Raw genomic sequence first — 20,469 nt, forward strand, 5'->3', positions numbered from 1 at the left:
CAATTTATGCAGCATCGCTTAAGAGGCTGCTTGAGGCGTTTTGCCATAACATCGAACGGCCCGCCCTTGTCGTCTCGCGCCAATGGCGCCGTTGATGCTTGCGGAAAGAGGCGCGAAAGGGCGGAGTTTTGCGGCGGCCCAAGAAATTGAAAGGGGCCGGACTTTTGCGGCGGCGCTCCTTTGCTCTTCGTTTCGTTGCTGAAATCGTGGCCGCCGGCGCCGCTTTCCCTTGCGCCGGGCCAGGGCTATAAGGCCGCGCGCAGCTTGAGGATCGTTGAGACATGCAGAAGATCAAGGTGGCCAATCCTGTCGTCGAACTCGACGGCGATGAAATGACCCGCATCATCTGGGCCTTCATCAAGGACAAGCTGATACGGCCCTATCTCGACATCGATCTCCTCTATTACGATCTCTCCATTCAGAATCGCGACGCCACCAACGACCAGGTGACGGTCGACGCGGCGAACGCCATCAAGCGGCACGGCGTCGGCGTGAAATGCGCCACCATCACGCCCGACGAAGCGCGCGTGAAGGAGTTCAGCCTCAAGGAAATGTGGAAGTCGCCGAACGGCACGATCCGCAACATTCTCGGAGGCGTGATCTTCCGCGAGCCGATCATCTGCTCCAACGTGCCGCGCCTCGTGCCGCACTGGACGCAGCCCATCGTCGTCGGGCGCCACGCTTTCGGCGATCAGTACAAGGCCACGGACTTCAAGGCGCCCGGCAAGGGCCGTTTGACGATCAGGTTCGAAGGCGAAGACGGCCAGACGATCGAGAAGGAAGTCTTCAAGTTCCCCGGCGCCGGCGTCGCCATGGCGATGTACAATCTCGACGACTCGATCTATGAATTTGCGCGCGCCTCGTTCAATTACGGCGTGCAGCGCAAATTTCCCGTCTATCTCTCGACCAAGAACACGATCCTCAAGGCCTATGACGGCCGCTTCAAAGACATCTTCCAGGAAGTCTACGACAAGGAGTTCAAGTCGCAATTCGAGGCGCTGGGGCTTTGGTACGAGCATCGCCTCATCGACGACATGGTGGCCTCCGCGCTGAAATGGTCGGGCGGCTATATCTGGGCCTGCAAGAACTATGACGGCGACGTGCAGTCCGACATCGTGGCGCAGGGCTTCGGCTCGCTCGGCCTCATGACCAGCGTGCTGATGACGCCGGATGGAAAGACGGTGGAGGCCGAAGCCGCCCACGGCACGGTGACGCGCCATTATCGCGAGCACCAGAAGGGACACGAAACGTCGACGAATTCGATCGCCTCGATTTTCGCCTGGACGCGCGGCCTCGCCCATCGCGCCAAGCTCGACGGCAACGCGGAATTGGCGCGCTTCTCGAAGACTCTCGAGGAGGTGTGCGTGAAGACGGTCGAATCCGGCTATATGACCAAGGATCTCGCGCTTCTCGTCGGCCATCATCAAAACTGGCTGTCGACGACGGGGTTCCTGGACAAGGTCGACGACAATTTGCGCAAGGCGATGGGCGGGGACGCGTAGATCACGCTGCGATCGAATGAACAATTCAAGCATTGGGCGCGCGGCGAGAAAACGCTTTTCGTTGCGCGCGACGACGTCGCGCGCTTTTATGCGCACGGCTTCAGCGGAGGGCGGCGCGTTCTCGCCGGCAGGCTTCAACCGAGCAATTCGATGCGCTTTTCTGAAGGCCTCCTTCCTTCGAAGAAGCGCGAAATGTCGAATTGAAAAACATATTTACGAGGTTTTTTCACATGCGGAATCATTCGCCGCCGCGCGCCGAAATGTGATTGTGTCAGCTTCTGCGCCCGTTTATATAGGCCGCGCCTATGGTCCAACACGGGATTCGCGGCAATGACGGTGGATCTGGACGAAGCCTATAAGCCGTCGGAAGACGAGCCTTTCATGTGCGACCGGCAGCGCGAATATTTTCGCCGGAAGCTTCTGGCGTGGAAAGACGACATTCTCCATGAAAGCCGCGAGACGCTCGCGGCGCTTCAAAACGAGAACGAGAACCATCCCGATCTCGCTGACCGCGCTTCGTCAGAGACCGACAGGGCCATCGAGCTTCGCGCGCGCGACCGCCAGCGCAAGCTGATCGCCAAGATCGACGCCGCGCTTGGGCGGCTGGACGACGGCACGTATGGCTATTGCGAGGAAACGGGCGAGCCGATTTCCTTGAAGCGCCTCGATGCGCGGCCGATCGCGACGCTCTCTATCGAAGCGCAGGAGCGCCATGAGAGGCGCGAGAAGGTCTATCGCGACGACTGAGCGCGCCGTCCGACGCGGGGCGACCCGGCTGAAAAATGATGGAAGGGCGTCGCCGGCTCGGCGACGCCCTTTTCTTTATTCCTTTTCTGGCCGGCCCAGCAGGCGGGCCATTTCCGCTTCGAGCGATTCCAGCGGATCCACGTCGGGCGCGGCTGGCGGCGGCGCGGGCGGGGCCGGCGGAGCAGGAGGCGGCGCCGGCGGCGGAGCCGGGGGACGCGTCTGGGCCGGCGGCGGCGCAGGCGGCGCGGCGGGCGCGGGTGGCGGAGCTGGAGGCGCGGCCGGGGGCGGCGCGGGCGGCGGCGGAGCGGGAGGCGCCGGCGGGGCGGCGGCGGGGGTTGGCGGCGGGGCCGCGGGCTTGGCCGCGGGAGGCGGCGCGGCGGCGGGGCCGGCTTCGCCCTTCGGCTGGATCAGCCGCTGGGTGCGCGCCAGGAAAGGCGGCGTGGCGGGACGCGGCGCGGCGGGACGCGGCGGCGGGGCGGGCGGAGCAGGGCGCGCGGGCGGCGGCGCGGATGGCGGCGGAGCCGGCGGCGCGGCGGGCGCCGGCGGGGGCTCGGCGGGCTTCGTCGGCGCCGGAGCGAAGAGATCGGGCGGCAGGTTGAGCGGCGCCGGCGCGGCGGGTTTCGGAACGGGGCCGGGCGCGGGCGGCGGGAGGGGCGCTTCCGCGGGGCCGGGCGGCCAGGCGCCCGCCGGCGCGGCGCGCCCTTCGGTCGCGGGACGGGTCGCGCCCTCCGGACGCGCGATCGACCCTTCGACGAGAAGGTCGTTCGGGCCGCCGATCAGTAGGAGATGTTCCGTATTGTCGCGGCGCACGATCACGAGTTGGCGCTCGCGGTCGAGGTCGAAAACATCCACCACGTCAAGACGACGCGGGCCCTTCCTGGCTCCGGTGGAGCGTATTCGCCGACCGAAAAGAAGTCGGAAGATGTAAAGGACGAGGAGCGCGGCGATGAGGAACGCCACGATAGCTCCGAGAACCGGGAGCAGCTGTGAGAATTTTTCTTGCATGAACCGCAGGTCTCTCTTCGAACGCCGCCTGAACCTTGCCAAATTATCAGCTTTTCAGGCAAGAGGCCGGAAAAGGTTAATCAATGGTTAACGCAAGGTTGGAGTCGGCGCGAAATTGCTTCCGGCGCCGTTGCCAACGGAGCCGGGGACGGCCATTCTCCCTTGCGATTCTGGCGAATTTCGCGGTTCGGCGAATCGAGGCGAAGCGCGCGTTCGACGCGCGGCTTCCTTAACCCTATTCTGGCATGCAGAGCGAATCGCCTGGCGCGCGCGGCGTCGGGGCGCGACACGCGGGGCGTTCAGGATGACCGACAGGACGGCGTCGTCCGCATTTGATCGAAGCGAGCGGTCCGGCAGCGCCGGGCTCGTCCTGGCGCTCGCCGTCGCCGTCGTCGTCGTGCTCGGCGTCTTTTTCCTGGCGCCGGCGGCCATGGCGCCGCGCTTCGTCATGCTGGCGCTGGCGTTGTTCGGCGTCGCGGGCGTCTTCTCCCTTTTCGCCTACGCGGTCGGGCTCATTCAGCTCTCCTCGCGCGTCGCGCGCAACGACATCACCAAGCTGATCGCGGATTCGACCACCGAGGGCCTGCTCGTCACGCGGGGCGACATGCAGATCGCCTACGCCAACGACGCCTATATGGCGCTGTGCGGCGCGCGCGACCCTTCCGGCCTGCAGGTCGTCGAGCGGCTGTTTTCGGGTCCGCCGGAGGTCTCCGAGGCGATCTATCGGCTCGCGCAGGCCGCGCGCTCGGGAACGGCTCATGTCGAGGATCTGCGCCTTTCCCCGCCGCTCACCGGAGCCGGCGCGGTCGGATGGTATCGCATCAAGGTGCGCCCGCTTCTCCAGGCGGGGCCGCGCGCCACGCTCTGGCGCGTCGCCGACGTCACCAAGGAGCGGCAGCGGCAGGAAGGCGTCTTCCAGGAGCTGCAGCATGCGATCGATTTCCTGGATCACGCGCCGGCGGGCTTCTTCTCGGCCGCGCCGGACGGCGCCGTCTCCTATATGAACAAGACGCTCGCCGGCTGGCTCGGCTACGACCTCACCCAGGTCGGGTCGGGCGGCGCGACGCTCGCCTCGATCGTCGCCAATAACGGCGCCGCGCTTCTCGCGGCGATTTCCGGCTCGCCGGGCGAGGTGCGCACCGAGCAGATCGATCTCGATCTGCGTTGCCGCAACGGGCGCTCGCTGCCGGTGCGCCTCCTGCATCAGGTGGCCTTCGGCCAGGACGGCGCCGCCGGACCGTCGCGCACCCTGGTGCTCAACCGCGCCGCCGGCGAGAAGCCGGAGGAGGATCTGCGCGCGGCGGAGGTGCGCTTCGCGCGCTTTTTCAACTCGACGCCCATGGCGATCGCGACTCTGGACGCCGAAGGCCGCGTGCAGGATTCGAACGCCGCCTTCGCCAAGCTTCTGCCCAAGGCGCTGAAGGCGGGGCATGCGAAGGAGAACTGGCTGTTGCTCGCCGGCCTGTCCGAACGCGACGCGGAGGCGCTGCGCAAAGCCGTTCAGGACGCCGTGGAGGGCAGGAGCGACGTCAAGCCGGTCAACGTCTCCTTCGAGGAGGGCGCCGGACCGCGCTCCGCCCGCTTCTTCGTTTCGCCGGCCGAGGATTCGGGCCAGAAGGGCGCGACGATCTATGCGCTCGACACCACCGAGCAGCGCAAGCTGCAGGAGGAATTCGCCCAGTCGCAGAAGATGAACGCCGTCGGCCAGCTCGCGGGCGGCATCGCGCATGACTTCAACAATATGCTCACGGCGATCATCGGCTATTCCGACCTGCTGCTGTCGAGCCATCGCCCGACGGACCCGGCTTTCCGGGACATCCGTCAGATCAAGGAGACGGCGAATCGCGCCGCCGGGCTGACGCGCCAGCTTCTCGCCTTTTCGCGTCGGCAGACCCTGCGTCCGCAGGTGCTCCAGCTCGGCGACGCGCTGTCGGAGCTGCAAATCCTGCTGCGGCGCGTGGTGGGCGAGAAGAACGAGCTCGATCTGCGCCACGGCCGCGACCTTTGGTACGTGAAGGCCGACATCACGCAATTCGAGCAGGTCATCATCAATCTCGTCGTCAACGCCCGCGACGCCATGCCGGAGTCGGGAGGCCGCGTGCAGATCCGCACGCGCAATGTCACGAAGGAAGACTGCGCGAGCTTCGGCGAGCCCCATCTCGTCGCGGCCGACTATGTGCTCGTCGAGGTCGAGGACAACGGCGCCGGCATTCCGCCGGACGTGATGGAGAAGATCTTCGAGCCCTTCTTCACCACAAAGGAAGTCGGCAAGGGCACGGGCCTCGGCCTGTCGACCGTATTCGGCATTGTGAAACAGTCCGGCGGCTTCATCTTCGCGTCGAGCGACGTCGGCAAGGGCGCGGTCTTCCGCATCTTCCTGCCGCGCTACGTCCCGGAAGCGAAGGAAACGCCGCAGAAGGAGACCGACGCGCCGAAAGCCGCCGCGGATTATACGGGCCAGGGCGTCATTCTGCTGGTCGAGGACGAGGACGCCGTGCGCTCCATCGGCGCCCGCTCGCTCAAATCGCGCGGCTTCACCGTGCTCGAGGCGACGACCGGGCTAGAGGCGCTGGAGGTCGTGGAGGAGGTCGGCGGCAAGATCGACCTGATCGTCTCCGACGTCGTCATGCCGGAGATGGACGGTCCCGCAATGTTCGCGGAGCTGCGTAAGCGCGGGGTGAAGGCGAAGGTGATCTTCGTCTCGGGCTATGCCGAGGAAGCCTTCGCCAAGAACCTGCCCGAGGGCGATTTCGGCTTCCTGCCCAAGCCTTTCTCGATCAAGCAGCTTATCGAGACGGTGAAGTCGCATATGGGCGGCGAGGGGTAAAGCGACGCGGAGAAGCGACTGAAATCGATCGCGCGCGCTCCCTCTCCCCGTTTACGGGGGAGAGGGTTGGGGCGAGGCAGAGACGCAATCTTTCGTGAACGCCGGGAATTGCTAGAGTAATCGATAAAGTTCGTTGTGCCGCTTTGCCCCTCTCCCCGCAAGCGGGGAGAGGGGGACGATCCGTTGGCGCGCTCTTTACAAGGTCGGCGCCACGACGCGCACGCGGCGTCTCACGCCGTCCGGCCCGACAACCTCGCGGTAGACTTCCGGACCGCCGGTCGTCACGCTCCCTTGCGCGCCGCGCAGGCTCTCTCCCATGATCGGGGGCGACGCCGCGGCCGATGCGTCCGGCTTTTTCCAGCGCGGATCGCCGGGCGCGATCGGCCGCGACATCTGCTCCGCCTGCTCGGCGGTGACCATCTGGTCCTTCTTGTTGCGCTCGGCGAGCATGCGCTCCGCCTCCGCGAGCGCCTCCGTCCAGCTCTGGCCCGCCGGCTTGCAGCCGCAGGAAGGATCGTAGCGCTTCTCGAATTTCCGGGCGTTGGGATGGTCCGAATAGGGCTCGCCGTCGATGGAGACCGCGGAATCGAGGCCCTTCCACTGCGATTGCGTGTAGAGCTTCGCTTCCGCGCCCGGGCACATGGCCTTGCAGAAGGCGTTGAGATCGTCGAGCTGAGAGCTCTTGGCGGAATAGGTGATCGGGAAGAAGCCGCCGTCGCAGGCGCGCACGCAGATCGCCATGGGTCCGCCCTGGGGGCGCTGGTCGATCTGTTCGCCCTCGCCGTCATAATTGGGGTCGAGCGTCTCGTCGCTCGGGCCGACCGGCACTTCGCGCAGACCCGTGGTCTGATCCGGCGCGCCGACGCCGAACAGCTCCTCGAAGAAGCTCTTGGGCTGCGGCTCGCGGGCGGAGATTACGCGCTGATTGCGGCAATCCACCTCGTAGCGGGCCATGAGCGCCTGTCTCTGGCTGTCGTCGGCGGCGCCCTGGTCATAGGCGGCGATGCTGCCCTGGAGAGCGCCGAGCCGGGCGTTGACCGCGCCGCATTGGGGCGGCGGCGGATCGCCGAAGAACAGAAACTGCTCGCGGTCGCAGCCCATGGCGCGGGCGCGGGCGGCGAGCTTGCCATATTCGGCGCGCTGCCTGACGGCGGCGGCGCGATAGCGGGCCTGCAGGCCCTCCGCCCCCGCCTTCGCGATCTGGGCGCGCAGATCCGTGCAATAGGCGCTTTCGGCCTGCGCCGCCCGGGGAGCGGCAAGGCCGAGCAGAAGCGCCGCGCCCAGCGCGGAAACGAGGAATCTGCGGAAAATCATTGGCCCCAAGGTCGGCCTCATCTCGTGCTCCGGCTGCCGGCCCGGCGCGGGGCGATCTTCGAGCCTCTCCGCGCGACGGGTCCAAGTCCAGGAATCGCGGCGCGCGTTCTTGGCCATATTCGCTGAATTGCGCCGCCGATCAATCCATGGGCGTTTGCCCAGGGCGACTGGGCGAGGAACTTGCTGAGCCGCCGCAGGCGGCGTCTCGAAGGACGTTCACCTGGGACGTATTTCCTCTCCTTCGTTTCTCAAGTCGGACAAGCCTGACTTGCAGGGGCGTCCTCAGATGAAGAAGAGGAAAACGACCCTTCACCCGATGACCCCCGATTCTCCCCCGCATCATGTCGGCAACAAGGCGGGCGCTCGAAACTGCGGAAAGCCCTTAGAACGCGCGGCGAAGAAGCGGGAGCCGGCCTCTTGCGGGATGCGCGCTCCAAACTCGGGAATCGGCGCCTTTTCGCAATCGGGCGCCTCCGCGCGATCCGGGACGCCGCGGCTCAATTTTTTGCTGCGTCGCAGCGGCGCCCCTTCCATTGAGCGCGGTCTTCGCCCATATCCGCCCCGACGCCATTGGAGGGTCGCCTTATGAAGACTTGCAGATTTTTCGCGATTGTTCCGGTTGCCTTCGCCGCGCTCCTCGCCGCGGGGGCGGCCTCCGCGCAGGAGGGACCGGACCTCATCTTCCGCAAGTCGACCGACTTCAAGCTGCTGACGCCCAACGACAAGCTGGCGACCTATGTCGTCGACGACCCGCTGATCGACGGCGTCGCCTGCACCTATACGGCGCATGAGAAGGGCGGCGTCGCCGGCATGTTCGGCGTCGCGGAGCAGACCTCGGAAGTCTCGCTCGCCTGCAGCCAATATGGGCCGATCAGGCTGCGGGCGGGCAAGGAGAAGGAAAAGTTCAGCCAGGGCGATCTCGTCATCAGCGAGCGCCGGTCGCTGCTCTTCAAGCAGATGCACATTGCGCGCGGCTGCGACGTCAAGCGCAACATGCTTGTTTACATGGTCTATTCAGACAAGCTGGTCGAGGGCTCGCCCGAGAACTCCACCGCCACCGTGGCGATCCAGCCCTGGGGCGGGGCGGAGCCCGCCAAATGCGCCGACTGGGTGAGATAGCCCTTATTCCGAGCAGGAGACGACCGCCGCGCCGGGCTGAGCCGGCTGGCGCGGCGCGTCGGCGGTGATGGAGGCGGTAATGTCCTCGGCGCGGCCATAGGCCAGGGACGGTCCGTGGCCGTGGGATTCGCACCAGGCGTCGGCGACGATCTTGCCGCAGGCGGACTTCTGGGTCAGGCACTCCATGACGCCGTAGCCGTCCTGGTCGGAGACCACATAGGTCGCCATCGGCGCGGCCTGGACATTGGAATGATAGGCGGCGGAGACCAGCAGGCCGGCGACGAGCGGCGCGGCGACGCGCGGCCAAAGGGATGATTTTTCGTATTTCGACGAGATGATGAACATGGCCCCGCCCGTGAGGCGCCGTCCCGGCGGGCGGCGTCTCGAAGAGGTAGCCCGGCGCAGTAAAATATGCGTTAAGTCGCCACGATCCCGCCTCAATGCGGCGGCGCAACAGCGCGCTTGACGGAACGGCGCTTTCGGGCGCATGGTCGCTCTCATGACGCTCAACTGCCGAATTCGCGGCTGGATCATCATCAGCTAGCGACCAATGCTGGCCGGAGCCGTCACGTCAACGCAAACGACATGAAACGCGCCGGCCAGGCTGGCCTACCGAGGTTTTCATGTCGACGCCCGCGCTCAAAATCTACAACACGCTGACGCGAACGAAGGAGCCGTTCCGCCCCATCGATCCCGCCAATGTGCGCATGTATGTCTGCGGGCCGACGGTCTATGACTTCGCCCATATCGGCAACGCCCGGCCGCTCATCGTCTTCGACGTGCTTTATCGGCTGCTGCGTCATCTCTACGGCGCCGGGCATGTGAAATATGTCCGCAACATCACGGATGTCGACGACAAGATCAACGCCCGCGCCGCCGAGCGCGGCATTACCATTCGCGAGCTGACGGAAGAGACCAACAGGGTCTTCCAGGAGGACGTGACGGCGCTGGGCTGCCTGGCGCCGGATGTGCAGCCGCGCGCGACCGAGCATATTGCGCAGATGGTCGCCATCATCGAGAAGCTGATCGCGACGGGCCATGCTTATGCGGCCGACGGCCATGTGCTCTTCGACGTGCCGTCCATGCCGGCCTATGGCCGCCTGTCGCGCCGCTCGCTCGACGAAATGCTCGCCGGCGCGCGCGTCGACGTCGCGCCCTATAAGCGCGGCGACATGGATTTCGTCCTATGGAAGCCGTCAAGGGAGAACGAGCCCGGCTGGGACTCGCCCTGGGGCAGGGGACGCCCGGGCTGGCATATCGAATGCTCGGCCATGTCCTGGGCGCATCTCGGCGAAACCTTCGACATTCACGGCGGCGGCATCGATCTGGCATTTCCGCATCACGAAAACGAGATCGCCCAAAGCTGCTGCGCCTTCGGCCGCGACGTGATGGCGAATTACTGGATGCATAACGGATTTCTGCAGGTCGAGGGCGAGAAGATGTCCAAGAGCCTGGGGAATTTCGTGACGATCCACGAGCTGCTGCATACGGAGAAATTCGGCGGACGGAAATGGCCGGGCGAGGTGCTGCGGCTCGCGATGTTGCGAACGCATTACCGGCAGCCGATCGATTGGACGGTGAAGGCGCTGGAGGAGGCGGAGAAGACGCTCCTGCGATGGCGTGGCTACGCGCTTCGCGCTACGGAGTCAGTCGAACATACCAGCTTTCTCGAAGCAATGAGCGACGATTTGAATACCCCCGATGCAGTAGCCCAGATGCATACCCTTACACACGTGGGTGTGATCGCGGGCTACTCGCGTCTTGGCGAGGGCAAATTGGCCACAGCGGAAGAAATTAGCCGGTCGGCTGCAAAGCTACGTTTCTGCCTTGGCGTTCTTGGGTTGGTCGGCATCTATGATCCGACATGGAACAAAGTGACTCTAGACGAGGACGAGTCGAAAAAGGTGCAAACCCTTATTGAAGCTCGCCTCGCCGCCCGCGCCGCCAAGAACTGGGCCGAGTCCGACCGGATTCGCGACGAACTCGCCGCCATGGGCGTTGCGCTCAAGGACAATAAGGACGGCACGACGACGTGGGAGGTGAAGCGGTGAGCGCGGCGGACCCCACCCGGCCCGCTTCGCGGGCCACCCTCCCCGCAAGGGGGAGGGATTGGAGCCCGCTCAGTGGCGCCTTTTCTGCGATGTTGATGCAGTTGTGCGACTGTAATGTTGATGACGACGCCGATGCAGTCCCATCCCTCCCCTTTATGGGGAGGGTGGCCCGCGAAGCGGGCCGGGTGGGGTTCTAAGCCATGTCCGTCGCTCGCGCCCGCGCTCTGCGCAAGACCATGACGCCGCAGGAGGTGAAGCTCTGGGCGCAGCTACGCAAGCTGCGGCCGGAAGGCTTCCATTTCCGTCGTCAGGCGCCGGTCGACGGCTACATTCTCGACTTCGTCTGCTTTAAGCACAGGATGATCGTGGAGATCGACGGCTCGCAGCATGCGGATGAAGAAGGCCTGCGCCACGACGGGCGGCGCGACGCGCATTTCGCTGAGAACGGGTTTCGTACGCTGAGGTTCTGGAACCCGGAAGTGGATTCGAACCTGCACGGCGTCGTGGAGACAATCTTAGCGCGGGCGCGTGAGAATATTCGGGAGGAGGCGTGATGCCGGCCCCCACCCGTCGCGCTTCGCGCGCCACCCTCCCCGCAAGGGGGAGGGATTGGACTGCATCAGCATTGTCGATCACAACGCAGACCCGAAGCCGCATCAGCCGTTCAGTTCGAACCGCGATCTCGGCGCTCAAATCCCTCCCCTTTACGGGGAGGGTGGCCCGCAAAGCGGGCCGGGTGGGGAGTATCCGAGACGCGGAATAGAGGGAGCAAGCCATGTCCAACGACGACTGGAAAAATACGCTGCCGTTCAAGCGCCATTGGGCGGTCTATCTCATCTTCAAGGTGGCCGTGCTCGCGGGCGCGGCCTTCATCGCCTGGCATTTGCTGCGCGCCTTCGAGGTCGTCTGATGGCGCCGCGCGGGGGTTCGCCGGGGCTTCGGCCTTTTCTGCCAAGCGACGCGGCCACGCTCGCCGCGCTGTTTCGCGCGAGCGTCGAGGAGCTGACGGCCGAGGATTACAGCGACGACCAGCGCGAGGCCTGGGCGTCGGCGGCCGATGACGAAAGGGCCTTCGCCGCGAAGCTTGCGAGCGCGCTGACCATCGTTGCGCTTGTCGGCCGCGAGATCGCCGGCTTTGCTTCCCTGAAGGACAATACGCTTTTCGACATGCTCTATGTGCGCCCCGATCTCGCGGGGCAGGGCGTGGGGTCGTCGCTCGCCGACGCCATCGAAAAGCTCGCGGGCGCGCGCGGCGCGAAGAAGCTCACCGTGGAAGCCTCCGACGCCGCACGCGACTTTTTCGCCGCGCGGGGCTATGCCGCGCAAAGCCGCAACACCGTGACCATCGGCGGCGAATGGCTCGGCAATACGACAATGACCAAGGATCTGGCGGCGCCGCCCGCCTCGGGACCGCATTGATGACCAAGGAACGCGTCACGCTTTACGACACGACGCTGCGCGACGGGGCGCAGACGACGGGCGTCGATTTCTCGCTCGACGACAAGCGGCAGATCGCCGCCATGCTCGACGAGCTCGGGATCGACTATGTCGAGGGCGGCTATCCCGGCGCCAATGCGACGGACACGGAATTCTTCGCGCGCCGGCCGAAGATCGCAGCGCGCTTTTCCGCCTTCGGCATGACGCGGCGTCCGGGCCGTTCGGTCGAGAACGATCCCGGCGTCGCGGCGCTGCTCGACAGCGCGGCGGATGCGGTGACCTTCGTCGCCAAGAGCTGGGATTATCAGGTCAAGGTCGCCTTACGCTCCACGGAAGAGGACAATCTCGAAGGCATTACGCAATCCGTAAGCCTCGCCGTCGCGAGGAAGAAGGAAGTCGCCGTCGATTGCGAGCATTTCTTCGACGGCTTCAAGGCGAATCCCGACTATGCGCTCGCCTGCGCGAAAGCCGCGTTCGACTCGGGCGCGCGCTGGGTCGTGCTCTGCGACACCAATGGCGGAACGCTGCCGCACGAGGTCGAGCGCATCGTCGCGGAGGTCGTGAAGGTCATTCCGGGAGCCAATGTCGGCGTGCATTGCCATGACGACACCGGGCAGGCGGTCGCGAATTCGCTTGCGGCGCTGCGCGCGGGGGCGCGGCAGATTCAGGGCACGCTCAACGGGCTTGGCGAGCGCTGCGGCAACGCCAATCTCACGACGATCATCCCGACCCTGCTCTTGAAGGACGAGTTCGCCGCGCGCTTCGAGATCGGCGTGACGCGCGAGAAGCTCACTTATCTCACGCGCATCAGCCATGCGCTGGACGAGCTGCTCAACCGCGCGCCGAACCGTCACGCGCCCTATGTCGGCGCCAGCGCCTTCGCGACCAAGGCGGGCATTCACGCATCCGCCGTGATGATCGATCCGCGCACATATGAGCATGTGACGCCGGAGAGCGTCGGCAATCGGCGCCGCGTGCTGGTTTCCGATCAAGCGGGGCGCTCCAACATCCTTTCGGAGCTGACGCGCCTGGGCGTCCATCTCGACAAGGACGATCCGCGCCTTTCGCGCCTTCTCGACGAGGTGAAGGAGAAGGAGGCGCAGGGCTACGCCTATGAAGGCGCCGACGCCTCTTTCTTCCTGCTCGCCAAGCGCGTGCTGGGCGAGGCGCCGCATTATTTCGACATTGAGCGCTACAGCGTCGCGGTGGATCGCCGCTTCGCGCGCAACGGCTTCGAGGATCGCGGCGCCGAGGCGATCGTGAAGATCGCCGTGCATGGCGAGACGCGAATCTCGGCGGCGGAAGGCAATGGCCCGATCAATGCGCTCGATCTGGCGCTTCGCAAGGATCTCGGCGCCTACCAAAAATATATTGATGACGTGCGGCTCGTGGATTATCGCGTCCGCGTCTTCCAGGGCGGCACGGACGCCGTGACGCGCGTGCTCGTCGAATGCGCGGACGGCGAGGGCGATCGCTGGTCGACGGTGGGCGTGTCGGCGAATGTGATCGACGCCTCGTTCGAGGCGATCGTCGACGCGATCAATTACAAGCTGCTTGTGTCGGGAGCGAAGTAGGGCGGGCCCCACCCGTCGCCATGTCGCTTTGTCGTCATTGCGAGCGGAGCGAAGCAATCCAGAGTCGCATCGGGGCCCTGGATTGCTTCGCTGCGCTCGCAATGACGGTGCGGCTTCCCGTGAAGCGGCGTCACATCCTTTCCGTCACCTCCGTCTCCGCGATCTCCGGGGTTCGGCGCGCGGTGGTCATGATCATCGGCAGAATGTCCTCCACGCGCTCCGCCACCATGTAGCGCACGTCGTACCCCTCGCGGATGAATCCCGAATTGTGCATATGCGCGAAGAGCGTGAGCAGCGGGCGCCAGAAGCCGCCAATGTCGACGATGACGAGCGGCTTGGTGTGGCGCCCGAGCTGGATCCAGGTGAGCTGCTCGGTCAGCTCCTCCAGCGTGCCGACGCCGCCCGGCAGCGCGACGAAGGCGTCCGACTTCTCGAACATGAGGCGCTTTCGCGTATGCATGTCCTCGACGACGATGAGGTCGGTAATTCCCTGCAGCGCGATCTCGCGCTTGTCGAGAAAGGCGGGAATGACGCCCGTCACCCGGCCTCCGGCGTTGAGCGTCGCGCGCGCCGCGACCCCCATGAGGCCGCAGGAGCCGCCGCCGAAGACGAGCCCGACGCCGGCCTTCGCCAGCGTCCGTCCGAAAGTTTCCGCGGCTATGGCGTAGCGCGGGTCGTCTCCCTTGGCGGAGCCGCAGTAGACGCAAATGTCCTTGATTTTCTGCATAACTCTCATCCGTCAACTGGCGCCTGCGGGCCTCCTGTCAAGCGGGGTGCGCAAGAAGGCTAAAGGTCTTATATGACGCTCAGGCCTCCTTCGCCGAGGCGCCCTTTCAGTCACCGTCGGACCCCGAATGCTCAGAATTGGCCAACGCGCTCCGAGCTCTCCGCTCGGACCGCAAGACGCTTCCCTTTCCGAAGCCTCGCTTCTCAAGACGATCCGCCATTTGTGGCCCTATATCTGGCCGCGCGGGCGTGCCGATCTCGAGCGGCGCGTCGCGGTCGTTTTCGTGCTTCTTTTCGTGAGCAAGCTCTTCAACGCCATGACGCCCTACGCCTTCAAATGGGCGACCGACGCGCTGGCGGAAAGCGGAGCGGGCGCGGCGACCGCCATTGGCCTCGGCGCCGTGGGTTTCACGCTGCTGATGGGCGCGGTCCGCATCGTCTCCGTCATTCTCATGCAGACTCGAGACGGCATTTTCGCGGCCGTGGCGATGCACGCCGTGCGGCGGCTGGCGACCGACCTTTTCGTGCATATGCACGAATTGTCGCTGCGCTTTCACATTAGCCGCAAGACGGGCGGCCTGACGCGCGTTCTGGAGCGCGGCCGCAACGCCATCGAGACGCTGGCGCGGCTCGTCATGTCCACCGGCGCGCCGACGGCGATCGAGATGGTTCTCGTTCTCGGCGTCTTTCTCTACCAGTTCGACTGGCGCTACGGCGCCGTGCTCATCCTCACCCTCGGCGCGTATTTCGCCTATACGACGCTCGCCACCAATTGGCGCATCGCGATCCGGCGCAAGATGAATGAGAGCGACACGGACGCGAACCAGAAGGCGATCGACAGCCTGCTGAATTACGAGACGGTGAAATATTTCTCGGCGGAAGCGCGCGAGTCGGCGCGCTACGACAAGTCGATGGCGTTTTACGAGAAGGCGTCGACGCATTCCTATGTGTCGCTCGCCGTTCTCAACGCCGGCCAGACGGTGATCTACATCATTGGCGTCACGATCATGATGGTCATGTGCGTCTACGGCGTTCGCGACGGACGCAACACGATCGGCGATTTCGTGCTCATCAACGCCATGATGATCCAGCTCGCGCAGCCCCTGAATTTCATGGGCACCTTCTATCGCGAGGTGCGTCAGGCGATCATCGACATTGAGACGATGTTCGGCATTCTCTCGCAGAATCCCGAGATTTCCGACAAGCCGGGCGCGAAGCCGCTTGTCGTGAGGGAAGGGCGCATTGTTTTCGACAATGTCCAGTTCCACTACGAAGCGAGCCGGCCGATCCTGAAGGGCGTGAGCTTCACGGCGGAGCCCGGCCAGACCATCGCCATCGTCGGACCGTCGGGCGCCGGCAAATCCACCATCTCGCGCCTGATGTTCCGCTTCTACGAGCCGCAGGGCGGGCGCATCTCGATCGACGGGCAGGACATTCTCGACGTCACGCAGACGAGCCTGCGCGCGGCGATCGGCATGGTGCCGCAGGACACGGTGCTGTTCAACGACACCATCGGCTACAATATCCGCTACGGCCGGTGGGACGCGACGGACGAGGAAGTGCGCGAGGCCGCGCGTCTCGCGCAGATCGACGGCTTCATCCGCAGCGTTCCGGGCGGCTACGAGGCGCAGGTCGGCGAGCGCGGGCTGAAGCTTTCGGGCGGCGAGAAGCAGCGCGTCGCCATCGCCCGCACGATCCTGAAAGGCCCGCCGATCCTGATCCTGGACGAAGCCACCTCGGCGCTCGACAGCTTCACCGAGCACGAGATCCAGGAGGCGCTGCGCCGCGTCGCCAGAGGCCGCACGACGCTCGTGATCGCGCATCGCCTCTCGACGGTGGTGGACGCCGACGAAATCCTCTTCCTCGACCATGGCCGCATCGTCGAGCGCGGCCGCCATGCGGAGCTGCTGGCGCTCAATGGCCATTACGCCGGCATGTGGAACCGCCAGCGCGAGGCGGCGGAGGCGCGGGCGAAGCTTATGGAGGCGGAGCGGGAGGAAGCGGAGGCGGAGTAATGTCGATCCGCGAGCGACGCTCCCTCTCCCCGCCTGCGGGGAGAGGGCTGGGGTGAGGGGCAGACGGAATAGTGGATGTTTCGCGATGTGGGCCAGCGCCTCGATACGGCTTTGCCCCTCACCCTAACCCTCTCCCCGTTTGCACCTAGCAGATTCACACATCTGTGTTGGTTAGCGGCGGCGTTGGTTGGGTGACGGCGATGGCGTATTTTCCGTGCTGGAATTTGAGCCATCCGGCGAGCATGACGACGGGACCGGGTTTTCCGTAATAGCCGGTCCAGCCGCCGAGGCGGGCGAGCACCCAGGACGCATAGGCCAGGGACCCTCGCGGATGTGGGTTCTTCTGACGCTGCGTCTTGCCTTCGAGGGTGGCGCAATAGGCTTCCAGCAGCGGTTGGTCCTTGGGCTCGAAGGCGTCGAGGAGCGGGCGCAGACGTTGCGGATCGCCGCCGTCCCGGGCGTGGACGAGTTGTTGGATCGTCACGGCCGCGATCAACGTCGCGGCCGCCAGGGTCTGGCGCGGCGCGTCGTCTTCCATCCGCACGGCCTCGATGTCGAAGCCGCCGGTCTTCATCGTGCGGAACAACTGCTCGATCGCCCAACGGCGTCGATACAGATCGACGACCTCGAGCGCTTGCGCGAGGCGGTCGACGGGGCGCGTCGTGATCAGACGCCAATGGACGTTTTCGCCTGGGGGCGGGTCGATCTCGCGCACGTCGACGAGATGGACCGCGATCGTCGAGGGGTCGTTCTGGGCCGCGCCGTTCCGGGGCCGCGCGAGATCAAAGCGCCCATGCCGGACGGCCAGTGTCGCTTCGCGCGCCGGCCGTCCGGGCCTCGCCGGAAGCGACAGCGTCGCCCGCCCGGCCTCCTCCAGCGCATCCAGGCGCGCAAACAGCCGCTCGCCATCCTCCAGCGCGCGGTCCTGCGCGGCGCGCACGAGGAGGTGAACTCCCGGCGGGCGCCGCGCGAAGGCGGAATAAATATCGCTCTCGCGATCGGCCACGACCGTGACCTCGCGCGCCGAAGCGCAAACTTTCGCCGCCGCCGCGCCCTCCAGCCAGCGCCGGCTTTCCTTGTCCTCGATCGGCCGCTGACGCCGATCCGCCTTGCGTCCCGTCGCGCGTTCAAGGAACTGCGCGTGCGCCAGACCCACGATCGAACCGTCCTCGGCGTCGACGACGAGGGTCGGATGCAGATAGAGCCCGCCGCCGCCCCCGGACTTGACGACCGTCGTGTCCTGTATCGCCAGGACCGCGCGCCCGGCGCAACGCGCCGACGCGCGCGCGGCCGCCGTGGCGAACATCTCCGCGCCGGTCACCGCCCGATTGCGAAGAAAGCGCGTGATCCTGATCTCACCGGCCCGGTCGCCGCCGAGCCGACGAATGCGTATGCCCCCGCCGCCCTCCGCCACCAGCCGGGAAAGCAGAAAGGCCCCCTTTTTCCAGTCGCGCGTCGCCAAAGCGACCCAGCGTCCGTCCGTCCATCGTCCGTCCCTCCGAATTCCTTCAAATGGAATCAGACGCCCAGGCCACATGCAACCAAGATGTGTGAATGCGGTAGCCGTTTGCACGGGGAGAGGGGAAGTGGTTCGCGACCTGTGTCCGTCGTCATTGCGAGGAGCGCTAGCGACGAAGCAATCCAGAAGCGCCATCGTGGTTCCGGATTGCCGCGCTCGCAACCTTTGTTTACGCCGCCGGCGTAAACGCGTCCGACCGGATCGCCTTCAGGCTCGCGCCGCTCATGAAGAGGTCGCGCTTCAGGCGCTTGACGAGGGCGTCGCCCCCGCAGAGGAAAAAGGCGGAATGCGCGGCGCGCGACGCTTCCGCTTCGAGGGCCAGCGCGGCCACGTCGGCGCCGGCGTCGAGCGTGGCCGGGATATATTCGACATTGTCCCGCGCCTTCGCCAGCGCCTCCAGCTCTTCCGACAGATAGAGGCCCTTGCGTTCGCGCGCGCCGTGATAGAGCCGGATCGGCCCGCTATGGCCCTGCCGCAGCGCGTCGCGCAGCACTCCGTAGAGCGGGGCCAGTCCAGTGCCGGCGCCGATCAGCGTCAGCGGCTGATCCTTGTCGACGCCCGCGTAGAAGCAGGTTCCGCGCGGCCCGGCGACATGGAGCTTATGGCCCGCGTCAAGCGTCTCCGTCAGATGCCGGCTCATGCGGCCGTTGGGATGCAGACGGATATGCATTTCCAGGAAGGGGTCTTCCTCCGGATGGCTCGCGAGCGAATAATGGCGCTTGAGGTCGCCGGCCGCGATCAACTCCAGAAACTGGCCGGGCCGATAGGCGAAATTCTCGGTTTCGATCCGAAGCCGCACGACATCGTGGGAAAGCGGCGCGATCTCGCGCACCGTCGCCTCGAGCGCGGCGCCGGCGTCGTCCACGGGCGCGACGACGAGCGGAGACGTCGGCTGACAGACGCAGGGCAGGAAGTAGCCGAGCGCCTTTTGCGCCTCGGTCAGGCCCTTTTGCGACTCCGTCGGCGGCGTTCCCTCGACCGCGCGATGCAGGCAGGTCTGGCAATTGCCGGCGCGGCAGGAATAGGGCGCCTCGACGCCCGCGCGCAGCAGGGCGTCGAGGACGGTTTCGCCCGGCGCGATATCGACCGGGCGATCCTTATAGGCAAGAAGGGTCAACGGCTCAGAACGTCGTCGCGCACGGAATTGGCGAGCGCGAGGACTTCCTTGACCTCCGGATCGCCGACGCCGAGCTGCCGCAGCGTGCGGCCGAGATTTTCGAGCACGGCGTCGACATGGGAGTCGTTCAGGCCCTTGGCGACGAGGCTCTTATGCGCATTGCGCATGTCGAGGCCCGTATATTTGTTGGGACCGCCGAAAGCCATGGTAAGGAACGACTTCTGCTTGGCGATCTGCTGGTCCATATCCACGCCCTCGAAGAAGCGCGCAATGCGGCCGTCGGAAAGGACGTAGCGATAGAACAGATCGACTGCGGCGTTGACGGCGGCCTCGCCCCCAATACGTTCATAAAGGCTGGACATGGCGTTCTTCTCCCTAAAGAAGTATTTTTGATACCTCTTTATAGCCGACGCCCGCAACCTTTGTATAGAGCCACAGATGCGCTTGACGACACATGCCGATCTCTCCTTCCGGACGTTGATTTTCTTGGGGGTTGCCGGAGAGGATGGCGCCACGATCCCGCAAATTTCCACCGCTTTCGGCGCTTCGGAGCACCATTTGCGGAAGGTCGTGCAGGAAATGGCGCGGCTGAAACTCATCAGCGCGACTCGTGGACGAAGCGGAGGCCTGCGGCTCGCAGTGTCGCCGGCGGAGGTTACGATCGGGGGACTGTTGCGCCTTTTCGAGCCGGAATTCGCTCGGTCGGAATGCCTGGGCGCGGGTCAGAATGGCTGCGTGATCTTCGGCGCGTGCGGCCTGCAGCGCGTCTTCAACGAATCGCTGGGCGCGCTATTCGCGGTGCTGGACCGCTACACGCTCGCGGATGTTCTGGATTCGTCGCAGGGCGTCGCGGCCAAACTCGGACTCGCGGCCGCGCCGCCGCCTGATTGATCGGACGGCCGCCAGGCGGCCGTCTGAGCCATTTATCGCGCAAGGGCCATGCGGTTGACGCGCACGACGCTCATCGCCTCCGCGCCGTAGAGGCAGGTGAAGCGCGACGACTTGCCGTCCGCGTCGTCGACAAAGGCGGCGCGCCCGGGCTCGACCGTCATCTGCACGCGGGTCGGAGAGCCGCCTTTCGTCTCCATCTCTTGGTCGGCGATCATCATGGTGAGGCGGCAGGCGCCGTTGACCGGCTGGAAATAGCTCACGACATGCGCCGCCCCGGCGTCCAGACTTGTCGCCGCCAGCGGCTTCATCGTCGTCTCCGACCAGGCGTCCGCGGCCGACACGGGCGTCGCAGCCGCGAGGGCCAGAGCGCCGCCGAGCGCCGTTGCGATATACCGTGTTTTCATGATCTATTCCTTTCTTCTATGAACGAGGAGAAGAAAGCGCTCTGCAAGCCGCTCCGCGCGCAGTCCTTCGCCAGTCGGACCGGCGGCCTCCGTCGTTGAGACAAAGGTAGCATCGCGCTGCAGCATTTCAATGACGCGGTGCAAAAAAATTGACTATTGCTTTGATCTATAAAGCTATAAAGGGGATGTTCCCAAAACGGCGCCCAGCTTGGGCGCCTCGC

19 protein-coding genes are annotated in these 20,469 nt (G+C 65.5%); 11 read left to right on the forward strand and 8 right to left on the reverse strand.

Features of this window, described 5'->3' with window-relative positions; translation table 11 throughout:
* Positions 1 to 281 precede the first annotated feature (281 nt).
* Positions 282 to 1,502, forward strand: a complete 1,221-nt coding sequence (locus ACV7JP_RS14460) for an NADP-dependent isocitrate dehydrogenase (protein ID WP_457796362.1) — start codon at positions 282 to 284, stop codon at positions 1,500 to 1,502.
* A gap of 330 nt (positions 1,503 to 1,832) precedes the next feature.
* The gene (gene dksA / locus ACV7JP_RS14465) at positions 1,833 to 2,249 is read left to right on the forward strand and encodes an RNA polymerase-binding protein DksA (RefSeq protein WP_457796363.1); all 417 of its coding nucleotides are present in this window, start codon (positions 1,833 to 1,835) and stop codon (positions 2,247 to 2,249) included.
* Between the two features lie 75 nt (positions 2,250 to 2,324).
* Here dksA and ACV7JP_RS14470 read toward each other — a convergent pair whose 3' ends face one another.
* Positions 2,325 to 3,209: a hypothetical protein gene (locus ACV7JP_RS14470; protein ID WP_457796364.1), complete on the reverse strand. Its 885-nt coding sequence runs from the start codon at positions 3,207 to 3,209 to the stop codon at positions 2,325 to 2,327.
* Between the two features lie 349 nt (positions 3,210 to 3,558).
* Between ACV7JP_RS14470 and cckA the strand changes: the two genes are divergently transcribed.
* Positions 3,559 to 6,081, forward strand: a complete 2,523-nt coding sequence (cckA, locus tag ACV7JP_RS14475; RefSeq protein ID WP_457796365.1) for a cell cycle histidine kinase CckA — start codon at positions 3,559 to 3,561, stop codon at positions 6,079 to 6,081.
* Positions 6,082 to 6,276: 195 nt separating this feature from the next.
* Here the strand turns inward: cckA and ACV7JP_RS14480 are convergent, their stop codons facing one another.
* Positions 6,277 to 7,395, reverse strand: coding sequence for a DUF2865 domain-containing protein (locus tag ACV7JP_RS14480; RefSeq protein WP_457796366.1), 1,119 nt, complete (start codon positions 7,393 to 7,395; stop codon positions 6,277 to 6,279).
* A gap of 585 nt (positions 7,396 to 7,980) precedes the next feature.
* On the opposite strand from ACV7JP_RS14480, the gene ACV7JP_RS14485 reads away from it, so the two are divergent.
* Positions 7,981 to 8,514 carry a CreA family protein gene (locus tag ACV7JP_RS14485; protein WP_457796367.1) on the forward strand — a complete coding sequence of 178 codons (534 nt, stop codon included), beginning with the start codon at positions 7,981 to 7,983 and terminating at the stop codon, positions 8,512 to 8,514.
* A gap of 3 nt (positions 8,515 to 8,517) precedes the next feature.
* Here the strand turns inward: ACV7JP_RS14485 and ACV7JP_RS14490 are convergent, their stop codons facing one another.
* Positions 8,518 to 8,859 (reverse strand): hypothetical protein, encoded by a 342-nt coding sequence (locus ACV7JP_RS14490; RefSeq protein WP_457796368.1) that lies wholly within the window; start codon positions 8,857 to 8,859, stop codon positions 8,518 to 8,520.
* A 278-nt stretch (positions 8,860 to 9,137) separates the two neighbouring features.
* Here ACV7JP_RS14490 and cysS point away from each other — a divergent pair, with 278 nt between their 5' ends.
* From cysS to cimA, 5 genes are all read left to right on the forward strand, one after another.
* Positions 9,138 to 10,565 (forward strand): cysteine--tRNA ligase, encoded by a 1,428-nt coding sequence (cysS, locus tag ACV7JP_RS14495; RefSeq protein WP_457796369.1) that lies wholly within the window; start codon positions 9,138 to 9,140, stop codon positions 10,563 to 10,565.
* Positions 10,566 to 10,765: 200 nt separating this feature from the next.
* A complete protein-coding gene (locus ACV7JP_RS14500; protein WP_457796370.1) occupies positions 10,766 to 11,119 on the forward strand; it encodes an endonuclease domain-containing protein in 354 nt (117 codons plus the stop codon).
* 221 nt (positions 11,120 to 11,340) lie between these two features.
* A complete protein-coding gene (locus ACV7JP_RS14505) occupies positions 11,341 to 11,475 on the forward strand; it encodes a hypothetical protein (protein WP_457796371.1) in 135 nt (44 codons plus the stop codon).
* A complete protein-coding gene (locus ACV7JP_RS14510) occupies positions 11,475 to 11,984 on the forward strand; it encodes a GNAT family N-acetyltransferase (protein ID WP_457796372.1) in 510 nt (169 codons plus the stop codon). Before ACV7JP_RS14505 ends, ACV7JP_RS14510 begins: the two co-directional genes overlap by 1 nt.
* The gene (cimA, locus tag ACV7JP_RS14515; RefSeq protein ID WP_457796373.1) at positions 11,984 to 13,576 is read left to right on the forward strand and encodes a citramalate synthase; all 1,593 of its coding nucleotides are present in this window, start codon (positions 11,984 to 11,986) and stop codon (positions 13,574 to 13,576) included. The genes ACV7JP_RS14510 and cimA overlap by 1 nt, the downstream gene beginning before the upstream one ends.
* Before the next feature lie 130 nt (positions 13,577 to 13,706).
* Here cimA and ACV7JP_RS14520 read toward each other — a convergent pair whose 3' ends face one another.
* Positions 13,707 to 14,303, reverse strand: coding sequence for an LOG family protein (locus ACV7JP_RS14520; RefSeq protein ID WP_457796374.1), 597 nt, complete (start codon positions 14,301 to 14,303; stop codon positions 13,707 to 13,709).
* Positions 14,304 to 14,430: 127 nt separating this feature from the next.
* On the opposite strand from ACV7JP_RS14520, the gene ACV7JP_RS14525 reads away from it, so the two are divergent.
* The gene (locus ACV7JP_RS14525) at positions 14,431 to 16,317 is read left to right on the forward strand and encodes an ABCB family ABC transporter ATP-binding protein/permease (protein ID WP_457796375.1); all 1,887 of its coding nucleotides are present in this window, start codon (positions 14,431 to 14,433) and stop codon (positions 16,315 to 16,317) included.
* A 154-nt stretch (positions 16,318 to 16,471) separates the two neighbouring features.
* On the opposite strand, the gene ACV7JP_RS14530 is transcribed toward ACV7JP_RS14525, so the two are convergent.
* The 3 genes from ACV7JP_RS14530 to ACV7JP_RS14540 all read right to left on the reverse strand — a co-directional run bounded on the left by ACV7JP_RS14530 (position 16,472) and on the right by ACV7JP_RS14540 (position 19,315).
* On the reverse strand, positions 16,472 to 17,779 hold the full coding sequence (locus ACV7JP_RS14530; protein WP_457796376.1) for an IS4 family transposase: 1,308 nt from the start codon (positions 17,777 to 17,779) through the stop codon (positions 16,472 to 16,474).
* Between the two features lie 226 nt (positions 17,780 to 18,005).
* On the reverse strand, positions 18,006 to 18,953 hold the full coding sequence (locus ACV7JP_RS14535) for a 2Fe-2S iron-sulfur cluster-binding protein (RefSeq protein WP_457796377.1): 948 nt from the start codon (positions 18,951 to 18,953) through the stop codon (positions 18,006 to 18,008).
* Positions 18,950 to 19,315, reverse strand: a complete 366-nt coding sequence (locus ACV7JP_RS14540; protein WP_457796378.1) for a group I truncated hemoglobin — start codon at positions 19,313 to 19,315, stop codon at positions 18,950 to 18,952. Before ACV7JP_RS14540 ends, ACV7JP_RS14535 begins: the two co-directional genes overlap by 4 nt.
* Positions 19,316 to 19,391: 76 nt before the next feature.
* Here ACV7JP_RS14540 and ACV7JP_RS14545 point away from each other — a divergent pair, with 76 nt between their 5' ends.
* Positions 19,392 to 19,844, forward strand: coding sequence for an RrF2 family transcriptional regulator (locus tag ACV7JP_RS14545; protein ID WP_457796379.1), 453 nt, complete (start codon positions 19,392 to 19,394; stop codon positions 19,842 to 19,844).
* A gap of 32 nt (positions 19,845 to 19,876) precedes the next feature.
* Here ACV7JP_RS14545 and ACV7JP_RS14550 read toward each other — a convergent pair whose 3' ends face one another.
* Complete coding sequence (locus tag ACV7JP_RS14550) at positions 19,877 to 20,248, reverse strand: hypothetical protein (protein ID WP_457796380.1); 372 nt, start codon at positions 20,246 to 20,248, stop codon at positions 19,877 to 19,879.
* Between the last annotated feature and the right edge of the window lie 221 nt (positions 20,249 to 20,469).

Source organism: Methylocystis sp. S23 (assembly GCF_054106005.1).

What these genes read in the sequence shown, in the direction of transcription:
- ACV7JP_RS14460 (WP_457796362.1), top strand. Translation starts at nt 282, where the DNA reads ATGCAGAAGATCAAGGTGGCCAATCCTGTCGTCGAACTCGACGGCGAT.
- dksA (WP_457796363.1), top strand. Translation starts at nt 1,833, where the DNA reads ATGACGGTGGATCTGGACGAAGCCTATAAGCCGTCGGAAGACGAGCCT.
- cckA (WP_457796365.1), top strand. Translation starts at nt 3,559, where the DNA reads ATGACCGACAGGACGGCGTCGTCCGCATTTGATCGAAGCGAGCGGTCC.
- ACV7JP_RS14480 (WP_457796366.1), bottom strand. Translation starts at nt 7,395, where the DNA reads ATGATTTTCCGCAGATTCCTCGTTTCCGCGCTGGGCGCGGCGCTTCTG.
- ACV7JP_RS14485 (WP_457796367.1), top strand. Translation starts at nt 7,981, where the DNA reads ATGAAGACTTGCAGATTTTTCGCGATTGTTCCGGTTGCCTTCGCCGCG.
- ACV7JP_RS14490 (WP_457796368.1), bottom strand. Translation starts at nt 8,859, where the DNA reads ATGTTCATCATCTCGTCGAAATACGAAAAATCATCCCTTTGGCCGCGC.
- cysS (WP_457796369.1), top strand. Translation starts at nt 9,138, where the DNA reads ATGTCGACGCCCGCGCTCAAAATCTACAACACGCTGACGCGAACGAAG.
- ACV7JP_RS14500 (WP_457796370.1), top strand. Translation starts at nt 10,766, where the DNA reads ATGTCCGTCGCTCGCGCCCGCGCTCTGCGCAAGACCATGACGCCGCAG.
- ACV7JP_RS14505 (WP_457796371.1), top strand. Translation starts at nt 11,341, where the DNA reads ATGTCCAACGACGACTGGAAAAATACGCTGCCGTTCAAGCGCCATTGG.
- ACV7JP_RS14510 (WP_457796372.1), top strand. Translation starts at nt 11,475, where the DNA reads ATGGCGCCGCGCGGGGGTTCGCCGGGGCTTCGGCCTTTTCTGCCAAGC.
- cimA (WP_457796373.1), top strand. Translation starts at nt 11,984, where the DNA reads ATGACCAAGGAACGCGTCACGCTTTACGACACGACGCTGCGCGACGGG.
- ACV7JP_RS14520 (WP_457796374.1), bottom strand. Translation starts at nt 14,303, where the DNA reads ATGCAGAAAATCAAGGACATTTGCGTCTACTGCGGCTCCGCCAAGGGA.
- ACV7JP_RS14525 (WP_457796375.1), top strand. Translation starts at nt 14,431, where the DNA reads ATGCTCAGAATTGGCCAACGCGCTCCGAGCTCTCCGCTCGGACCGCAA.
- ACV7JP_RS14540 (WP_457796378.1), bottom strand. Translation starts at nt 19,315, where the DNA reads ATGTCCAGCCTTTATGAACGTATTGGGGGCGAGGCCGCCGTCAACGCC.
- ACV7JP_RS14545 (WP_457796379.1), top strand. Translation starts at nt 19,392, where the DNA reads ATGCGCTTGACGACACATGCCGATCTCTCCTTCCGGACGTTGATTTTC.
- ACV7JP_RS14550 (WP_457796380.1), bottom strand. Translation starts at nt 20,248, where the DNA reads ATGAAAACACGGTATATCGCAACGGCGCTCGGCGGCGCTCTGGCCCTC.